The organism is Thiobacillus sp. 65-1402, assembly GCF_001897685.1.
GTDB lineage: Bacteria > Pseudomonadota > Gammaproteobacteria > Burkholderiales > Thiobacillaceae > Thiobacillus.
In genome coordinates this window covers 1-4,177 of the sequence record NZ_MKUG01000185.1, presented here as the reverse complement: position 1 = coordinate 4,177, position 4,177 = coordinate 1, and the positions used below count along the sequence as shown (strand labels likewise).

At 65.8% G+C, this 4,177-nt stretch carries 6 protein-coding genes and 1 pseudogene; 4 read left to right on the top strand and 3 right to left on the bottom strand.

What is annotated here, in order from left to right; translation table 11 throughout:
* The 4 genes from BGO62_RS13690 to hfq form a co-directional block, all read left to right on the top strand.
* A partial coding sequence (locus BGO62_RS13690) for a YciI family protein (protein ID WP_296643485.1) occupies positions 1-115 on the top strand: 115 nt, incomplete at its 5' end.
* Positions 112-375 carry a BolA family protein gene (locus tag BGO62_RS13685; RefSeq protein WP_296643483.1) on the top strand — a complete coding sequence of 88 codons (264 nt, stop codon included), beginning with the start codon at positions 112-114 and terminating at the stop codon, positions 373-375. The genes BGO62_RS13690 and BGO62_RS13685, both read left to right, overlap by 4 nt.
* An 11-nt stretch (positions 376-386) precedes the next feature.
* Entirely contained in the window at positions 387-1,205 is an 819-nt protein-coding gene (locus BGO62_RS13680) for a peptidyl-prolyl cis-trans isomerase (protein ID WP_296643480.1), read from the top strand.
* A 58-nt stretch (positions 1,206-1,263) separates the two neighbouring features.
* The gene (gene hfq / locus BGO62_RS13675; RefSeq protein ID WP_018077292.1) at positions 1,264-1,509 is read left to right on the top strand and encodes an RNA chaperone Hfq; all 246 of its coding nucleotides are present in this window, start codon (positions 1,264-1,266) and stop codon (positions 1,507-1,509) included.
* 3 nt (positions 1,510-1,512) lie between these two features.
* Here the strand turns inward: hfq and BGO62_RS13670 are convergent, their stop codons facing one another.
* From BGO62_RS13670 to BGO62_RS13660, 3 genes and pseudogenes are all read right to left on the bottom strand, one after another.
* Positions 1,513-3,111: a glycosyltransferase family 39 protein gene (locus BGO62_RS13670; RefSeq protein WP_296643479.1), complete on the bottom strand. Its 1,599-nt coding sequence runs from the start codon at positions 3,109-3,111 to the stop codon at positions 1,513-1,515.
* Positions 3,092-3,811 (bottom strand): VTT domain-containing protein, encoded by a 720-nt coding sequence (locus BGO62_RS13665; RefSeq protein WP_296643477.1) that lies wholly within the window; start codon positions 3,809-3,811, stop codon positions 3,092-3,094. Before BGO62_RS13665 ends, BGO62_RS13670 begins: the two co-directional genes overlap by 20 nt.
* A 143-nt stretch (positions 3,812-3,954) precedes the next feature.
* Positions 3,955-4,177 (bottom strand): annotated as a pseudogene (locus BGO62_RS13660) (dolichol-phosphate mannosyltransferase); the annotation flags it as partial.

Below are 4,177 nucleotides of genomic sequence, written 5' to 3'. Positions count from 1 at the left end.
CGAATTCGACTCGCTGGCCGATGCGCAGGCATGGGCCGATGCCGATCCCTACGTGGCCGCCGGCGTCTACGCAGAGGTCAGCGTCAAACCCTTCAAGAAAGTGTTGCCCGCATGAGCACGGCCGACCTGATCCGCCAGCGCCTCGCCGCGCTGGAGCCCGAAACCTACACCCTGGAAGACGAAAGCGCCCAGCACAAGGGCCATGCCGGCGCCGCCTCCGGTGGCGGGCATTTTCGTCTCACACTGGTGTCACCCAGATTCCGCAACCTCTCCACCCTCGCCCGCCATCGGCTGGTGTACGAAGCCATGGGCGAGCTCATGCAGCGTGAGATTCACGCGCTGTCGATCACAGCCTTGACCCCGGAAGAACTCTGAAAGGAATCCGCATGCGCGTTGCTCTTCTCCCCGCCCTGATCCTGCTGGCCCTCACCCCGCTGGCTCAGGCGCAAACCCCCGCCGCGGCTGCGCCGGCCCCTGCAATCGACGCCGGCAAGCCGCTGGCCGTGGTCAACGGCAAGGAAATCCCCGCCTTGTATGGCGATCTGGTCAAACGCGAAATGGCCCAGGGCCAGCCCGATACCCCGCAGCTCGACGCACGCGTGCGCGAATCGCTGATCAACCTGGAACTGCTGTCGCGCGCCGCCATGGACAAGGGGCTCGACAAGGAGCCGCCGCTCGCCGCGATACTGGATATCCGCCGCAAGGATCAACTGGCCAAAGCCTATCTGGAAGACTACGTCAAAGCCCATCCGGTGAGCGACGCGGAAATCCAGGCCGCCTACGACAAGGCCAAGGCCGAGCCCGCCGAGCCGGAATACCGCGCGCGCCACATCCTGGTGAAAACCGAAGCCGAAGCGAAGAAGATCATTGCCGACCTCGGCAGTAAGAAGGCCAAATTCGAGGATCTCGCCAAAAAGCAATCGAAAGACACCGGTTCGGCCAAGAACGGCGGCGCCCTCGACTGGTCCGACCGCCGTGCGTTCGTGCCGGAATTCTCCGACGCCCTGGCCGGCCTGAAAAAAGGCGAAACCACGAAGACGCCGGTGAAGACGCAGTTCGGCTACCACGTCATCCGCCTCGACGACACGCGTCAACCGCAGTTGCCGCCGCTGGATGCCGTGCGCGGCGAAATCGTCAAGCAGTTGCAGCAGCAGCGCATCCGCGACGCCATCACGGCGGTTCGTGCCAGTGCAAAAATCGAGTAATCCGCTAATAATGACTTAAGCGGGGGCCGCCCCGCCTTTACCTGACAGGGAGCCAAGCATGGCCAGCAAAGAATACAACCACCTGCAAGACGTTTTCCTCAACACCCTGCGCAAGGAGCGCATTCCGGTGTCGGTCTTTCTTGTCAACGGGATCAAGCTGATGGGGCGGATCGAATCGTTCGATCAGTTCGTGGTGCTGCTGAAAGGCCAGGACCAGGCCGCGCAGATGATCTTCAAGCACGCCATCTCGACCATTTCGCCCTCGCGCGAAGTGGTGCTGCCGCAGCGCGACGCCGAGGCCTGAACCTCAGTTTTCAATGTGAGCGGGCAGCAGCCGGGTCGCCGTACGCGCGTCCACCAGAACGGCCGCCCCCCCACGATACGCCTGCTTGTGGCGCGCCGGGATCGCGTCCAACTTCTGCCGGTCTCTCAGATAGATCACCGCATAGCCTTCGGGATGCTCAGCCAGCCAGCGCTTCAACTCGGCGCCGTGCAATTCGAGCAGCGGCGCCTGCAGACGGCCGAGAAACTGATATTGCGCGTGGTATCGCGCGGCATTCGCCACCGGCAAGCCTTGTGCCTGCACCTCGCCGATCGCCAGCGCCAACGCCTTGATGTCGTACAGGGGATCGATCGATGGTTTGGCGGCCAGCTGCACCAGCACCAGCGTGGCCGCCCCCAGCAGCGCCAGATTCGGCACCGGCGGAAAACCGCGCCGCCCAGCCACCCAGGCCACCAGCGCGAGCAGCGCCAACAGCGCGCCCGGCCATAGCGCCGGCAGCGCGGCGGCCTCTGCGTTGAACGCCGCAATCTTCCCGCTGGCAGCCAGCATCAACGCCACACCCAGCCCCATCGTCAGCAGGGCCGGCACGCCCACGCGGAAAGCCGGGCGGTCGGCCAGTACGCGCGCAGCCAGCAGCGCGAACGCCGGAAACAACGGCACCAGATAATGCGGCTGCTTGCCGCTGATGAAGCAGAATGCGATGAACACCGGCAGCATCCAGGCGAGACAAAAGCGCGTGCCACGGTCCAGCCCGGCCCGCCGGTGATGCGCCAGCGCCTGCCAGAACCCCGGCCAGACGAACCACGGAAACAGCAGCAGCGGCAACAACGGCAGGTACCACCAGAACGGCCGCCGGTGGGCGAAAGACTCGACCATGCGATTCGCGGTCTGACCCCAGAAAATCGCGTTGCGATAGGCCTCGCCCCCGGCCATGCCGGCCGGGATCGCCCACGCCAGCGCAATGGCAGCCCCCAGCAGCACCGCCAGCACGACCCCGCCGAACCAGCGGCGCCACCGCATGCCCGGGTTCCACCACGGCGCCAACACGGCGACCGGCAGCAGGTTCAGCAGGATGACCGGGCCCTTGGTCAGCACGCCCATGCCGATCGCGATCCCCAGCATGACGAAGCCGCGCCGCTTGCCATCGGCGGCGGCGAGTATGCCGTGCATACCCAGCAGCACCCAGAACGCCAGCATCACGTCGAACATGACCGAGGTGGAAAAGACGATCCACAGCAGCGCGCTCACCAGAATCAGCGCGGCCTGCCCGCCGAGGCCGGCGCGCTGCGGCCACAGGCGGCGGGCGAGCAGATAAGCCAGCAGCAGCGCGCCGGCAGAAAACAGCGGCAGCACCAGCCGCGGCCACCAGTCGGTGACGCCGAACAGCGCCCAGCCCGCATGGAACATCCAGAACATGAAAGGCGGCTTGTGGCTGTAGGGTTCGCCATTCTTGAACGGCACCAGGAAGTCGCCGCGCAGCCACATTTCCCACGCCGCGCTGACGTAGCGCGTTTCGTCGATCGGGATCAGCGGCCGCGTCAGCAGGGCCACCGCGGTCAGCGCCGCCAGCAGCAGCAGGCTCAGCAGCAACAGGCCGCGCCCGTCATTTCGATAGGGATTCACGCGCAACTCCTGTGTCAGTTTCGTCCAGCGCGGCGTCGACCTGATCATCGAGGCTCTGGCCATGCCGGAAATGGCGATAGAGATAGGCCCCCAGCGCCCCCGAAACCAGGAACAGGCCGATGGCGAGCGCGAGCTTCAGGGCGGGCGCGATGTGAACGCCGCTGCCGACCAGCGCGAACACCAGTGTCTGCGGCAGGTAGCCGAGCAGCGTGCCGAGGAAAAAATGCGCGGGGCGGATACTCGAAATGCCGGCCGCCAGATTGGTCAGCAGGTTGCTTCCCACCGGCAGCAGCCTGATCAACACCGTCATGGAAAACGGATGGTCGTGGATGAAGCGGTCGAAACGGCCGGCGCGCTCGCCCAGCCGCGCACGCAGCAGGCCTTTGCCGAAGAAACGCGCGTAAACGAAGCTCAAGATGCAGCCCAGAAGCGCCGCCAGCGTACCCAGCAGCGTGCCCAGCCCCACGCTGAAGGCGTAGCCGCCGAGAAAAGCGATGATCTGCCGCGGCAGGCCGATGGCGGTGAATACGCCGCCCATCAGCAGAAACAGCAAGGCGCCGTTGACTCCGTGACCGCGCACCCGTGCGTCGATCCAGGCCTCGTTGACGCTGTTGCCGAGATCGCTGGCGTTGAACAGGTAACCCAGCAGCGCCAGGCTCAACATCAGCGCCAGGCCTTTGACGATGACGCGCGCTTTCATCGCGGGCGCGACAATCCCGGTTTCGCCTCTGCGCTGCCGCACCAAAGCGATGGCTGCAGGATCCGGCGCGCAGGCGCGTCCCGCTGCGTCGGCTGCATTGCGAGGCGCCGGCGGCGCAGGCGTGAGATCAGGCTTGCCACGGACTAAAGATCGGCGTCGGGCTCGATCGCCGGCAGGCGCACCCGCCGCTGCAGCCAGGCGACGCCAAACAGGTCGACGATGCCTACCCACAGCCTGTTGTGCACGCCATATTTCGAACTGCCGCGCTCGCGGGCACGGTGACGGACCGGAACCGATACCACCGCGCCGCCGTTGCGCATCACCAGCGCCGGGAGGAAGCGGTGCATGTGGTCGAAGTTGGGCAAC

Coding starts and splice junctions, on each gene's coding strand:
- BGO62_RS13685 (WP_296643483.1), top strand. CDS start 112: ATGAGCACGGCCGACCTGATCCGCCAGCGCCTCGCCGCGCTGGAGCCC.
- BGO62_RS13680 (WP_296643480.1), top strand. CDS start 387: ATGCGCGTTGCTCTTCTCCCCGCCCTGATCCTGCTGGCCCTCACCCCG.
- hfq (WP_018077292.1), top strand. CDS start 1,264: ATGGCCAGCAAAGAATACAACCACCTGCAAGACGTTTTCCTCAACACC.
- BGO62_RS13665 (WP_296643477.1), bottom strand. CDS start 3,811: ATGAAAGCGCGCGTCATCGTCAAAGGCCTGGCGCTGATGTTGAGCCTG.